The 1,242-nt window shown below is 70.1% G+C and carries 1 protein-coding gene; it reads left to right on the top strand.

What is annotated here, in order from left to right; all coding sequences use genetic code 11:
* The coding region (locus HC022_RS26850) for an iron ABC transporter permease (RefSeq protein WP_167454410.1) at positions 1-1,242 on the top strand (1,242 nt) is incomplete at both ends.

Here is a 1,242-nt window from a genome sequence, read left to right as displayed (position 1 = left end):
GGAAACCGCCGCGTGGTCGAGGCGACAGTCAACACGATCTCGATCTCGGTGGCCTCGACACTTCTCGCGACGGTCACCGGCACTGCGGCGGCAATGCTGGTCACGCTCACCGACATGCGCGCCCGCACGCTCTGGGTCTTCGGCTTCGTGCTGCCGCTGATGATCCCGCCGCAGGTCACGGCGCTGGCCTGGGTGCAGGCCTTTTCACCGGCGAGCCCGATCCTCGGCCCGCTGGGGCTCGCCCTGCCACCCGGCACCCGCCACCCGCTCTATTCCATGGGCGGCATCGTCTTCCTTCTCGGGCTTTACAACGCGCCGCTGGTGTTCCTCTCGGTGCGTGCGAGCCTGCAACGCGTTCCCTCCTCGCTGGTCGAGGCCGCGCAGGCGCAGGGCGCCCGCGGCTTTGCCCTCACCCGCGACATCGTGCTGCCGCTGGCACGCGGAGGCATCTTCGCCGGCGCCGCGCTGGCCTTCGTGTCCTCCATCGGCAATTTCGGCATCCAGGCGATGCTGGGGATCCCCGCCCGCGTCTCGACGCTCATCACGCTGATCTACCGCCGGCTCAATTCCTACGGCCCCTCGGCGCTCAACGACATGGCGCTGCTGGCACTGCTGCTGGCGCTGCTCACGGTGCTGGGCATGGCGCTCACCGCGTGGCTCGGCCGTCGCGGCGACCAGCGCGTCGACAGCGCGCGGCGCCTGCCCCGCCGCAGCCTCGGCGCCTTGCGAGGACCGGTCGAGGGGCTGGCATGGCTCTACCTCGTGCTCTGCCTGCTGCTGCCGCTCTCGGCCCTTGTCGGCACCGCGCTGGTGCGCGGCTACGGCCAGCCGCTGAACGCCGAGACCATCACCTTCGAGAACTTCGCCAACGCGCTCTTCCACCACGAGGGCATCCGCGAGGCGTTTGCCACCTCGCTCTTGCTCACCCTCGCCACCGTGGCGGTGCTGATCCCGGTCTCGGTGGCGCTCGGCTACGTGCTGACATGGCGCGAGGGCTGGGTGGCGCGGGTGCTGCGCCTCGCATCGGAACTGGCCTACGCGCTTCCCGGCATCATCATCGGCGTCGCCATGATCCTGTTCTTCCTGCGGCCGCTGCCGCTGATCGGAACCGGGCTCTACGGCACCATCTGGGTGATCTTCGCGGCCTACCTGTCGAACTACCTCGCGCTGGCGTTGCGCCCGATCCTCGGCGGCTATGCCCAGATCGAGCGCGGGCTCGACGAGGCGGCGCAGCTCGCGGGC

It is taken from the genome of Salipiger sp. HF18 (genome assembly GCF_011806505.1).
GTDB lineage: Bacteria > Pseudomonadota > Alphaproteobacteria > Rhodobacterales > Rhodobacteraceae > Salipiger > Salipiger thiooxidans.
Note: the sequence above shows the minus strand (reverse complement) of the source record. Positions and strands in the feature narration are given on the sequence as shown.